Below are 2,727 nucleotides of genomic sequence, written 5' to 3'. Positions count from 1 at the left end.
CAGAAAAGCTAATAGCAAAATATGTAAAGGAACAAGGTTTAGAGAAGGAATATACTCAGCTTAAAACAAGTCATCAATTGAAATTGTTTTAATGCCTCGTATGCTTGCATCGAGGTAGTTTACTATTAGTTCCATCAAGTGAATTTGTACATCAGCGTATGAGTTCACTTTTTTTGTTACATTTACAGAAGATGGAAAAATCTAAAAAATTCTTAGCTTATAAAATTTATTTGGTATTAGCGGCACTATTTATTACTTCTTTGGTGGTGTCAAATTTAATTTTTCAGAAATTTTTTTCATGGAATTTTTTTGGAATCTATACTTTTGAAATCTCAGTAGGAATATTGCCATATCCAATTACATTTTTAGTAACAGATATTATATCTGAAATTTATGGGAAGAAAAAAGCAAATCAGGTCGTTATTATGGGTATTTTCGCTTCTTTTTTCTCCTTATTAATTCTTTATGTATCAAATATGGTCCCAGCTACAGAATGGTCTCCAGTAAATGATTCTTTGTACACTAAAGTTTTTGGATTCTCTTCTATTGCCGTATTTTCTTCTATGATTGCTTATTTATTAGCTCAGTTTGTTGATATTAAAATTTATCATTTTTGGAAAAGAAAAACCAATGGCAAGCATTTATGGTTACGCAATAATTTTTCAACCATTACTTCTCAGTTTTTAGATACATTTTCAGTGTTATTTTTATTGTGTTCTTTTGGTGTAATTGAATGGAGTTTATTTTCGAAATTATTATTGAGCGGATTTTTGTTTAAAGTTTTAGTTGCTTTATTAGATACACCAATGCTGTATTTGGCAGTTTATTATTTTAGAAGGTTGTTTAACCTGAAAGCCAGTGAAGAAGTAGTTTTAGAGGTTTAGGTGGGTTCTAAAAATTCATTCGCATCAAAATTTTCAGAGCTTTTCTTTGACGAATCAAAATTTTTAATGCACTATCGAGATAGTGTAAGAAAATTTTGTGAAGTATAAAGGAAGCACTGAAAACCTTATCTTTGTTTTTTGAAAGAAATGAATTTTTAGAACCCACCTTTAATAAACTAGACAAGTTTATTCTTTAGTGCATAAATTACCAAGCCCACCCTATTTTTTACTTCTAATTTTTTAAAGAGATGCTCACGATAGCCGTCAATAGTTTTTGGACTTAAAAACATAACACTAGCAATTTCTTTATAAGTCATTTCTGTACAAGCCAATTTTAAAAATTCCAACTCTCTTTTTACAAGTGTAATTGTGGGTTCTTTTTTGTTATGGAGAGAGTTTACTAAAGTGTTGGAAACTCTTTTGGTATGATAAAAACCTTCATGTAGCACGCCTTGCAAGGCTTCTAATAAAATATCAGGATGAATATCTTTTAATAAATATCCTTTGGCACCGCTTCTTATCATTTTTAAAATAGATGTTTCATTATCATCCATAGATAAAGCTAAAACTTTAATGCTTGGAAATTTTTCTTGTAATACTAATGTTGTTTCTACACCACCCATAATTGGCATATTCATATCCATTAAAGCAATTTCAGGCAAATTAGTAGCATTTAGTTTTTCAATAAACTCCTTACCATTTGCTGCTTGTATGGTAACTTCAAAATCATTAAAAGTAGCAATCAACCCTTTTAGAGACTGAGAGAAAAGTAAGTGATCATCGATTATGGCAATTGCATGTTTAGACATTTTCTTTGTTTAATGGATAAATTAATGTTAGTGAGACACCTTTATTTTTTTCTGATTGAAAATCGAATTTTGTATCAATAAGTTTAGCTCTACTTTTCATATTTAATAATCCAGAGCCTTTTTTGATAGTTTTTTTGTCAAAGCCAATACCAAAATCTTGCGTTTTTATAGTTAAGTGCTGTGGAGTATATGTTAAAGTAATATTGAGTTTTGATGTTTTAGAATGTTTTAAAGAATTTGCTAGAAATTCCTGTAAGATTCTAAATAAAATAATTTCATCTTTTTGATTGATTGAGACTGTATCACCAACAACATTTAACGTAGCACGAATAAAATTTAAGCGATTAAAGCGGTCAATTTCAAGCTGTAAAGCCTCTTCTAAACCAATATTCCGAACTACTTCGGGATTGAGTAATTTTGATAAAGTTCTTATTTCTTGTAAACTTTTAGAAATAATTTGACCAGTTTCATTAACCAATGCCTTTTGATCTTCTGTTAAGTTGGGTTGTAGCATATTTAATTGTAATCGTGCTACTGAGAGTAACTGACCAATATTATCATGTAACTCCCAACTTATATTTTGTAGCGTTTGTTCTTGTGTTTCTAATTGCGACTTTATAATTTCTTCTTCATAACGTTGTTCTGCATCTCTTTGCGCACATAAAAACTTGATTTTTCTATTTTGAAAGATGCTAAAAATGACAATAATAATAACAATTAATAGCACAACGGTTAAGGTTGTGATTAAAATTACTATTGATGCATTTCCTTCTGTCATTTTAAAGTGTTTGGTAGAAAATTATATAGGTAACTATTCATCTGTAAAGATTTCTAATTTATTCTTAATGATAGCTAGATTCAATTAATAAGTGCAACAACTTGGTTAAAATTAGCTAAAAACATTTCATTAGGAGTTCTGTATCCTAATAACTTTCTAGGTCTACTGTTTAATTTACTGATAATCATATTTATAGTTTGGTTACTGATTAAGTTAAAATCTGTTTTTTTAGGTAAATATTGTCTAATTAATTTGT

At 28.7% G+C, this 2,727-nt stretch carries 3 protein-coding genes; 1 reads left to right on the top strand and 2 read right to left on the bottom strand.

From position 1 onward, the window contains the following. Positions 1 to 191 precede the first annotated feature (191 nt). On the top strand, positions 192 to 884 hold the full coding sequence (locus V3V28_RS05835) for a queuosine precursor transporter (protein WP_331364087.1): 693 nt from the start codon (positions 192 to 194) through the stop codon (positions 882 to 884). A 176-nt stretch (positions 885 to 1,060) separates the two neighbouring features. Here the strand turns inward: V3V28_RS05835 and V3V28_RS05830 are convergent, their stop codons facing one another. Continuing rightward, positions 1,061 to 1,693: a response regulator transcription factor gene (locus V3V28_RS05830; RefSeq protein ID WP_331364086.1), complete on the bottom strand. Its 633-nt coding sequence runs from the start codon at positions 1,691 to 1,693 to the stop codon at positions 1,061 to 1,063. Further along, complete coding sequence (locus V3V28_RS05825; protein ID WP_331364085.1) at positions 1,686 to 2,471, bottom strand: sensor histidine kinase; 786 nt, start codon at positions 2,469 to 2,471, stop codon at positions 1,686 to 1,688. Before V3V28_RS05825 ends, V3V28_RS05830 begins: the two co-directional genes overlap by 8 nt. Positions 2,472 to 2,727: the final 256 nt, after the last annotated feature.

The sequence above is a fragment of the Polaribacter sp. genome, from assembly GCF_036480315.1.
Lineage (GTDB): Bacteria > Bacteroidota > Bacteroidia > Flavobacteriales > Flavobacteriaceae > Polaribacter.
This window is presented reverse-complemented; position numbering and strand designations above follow the sequence as displayed.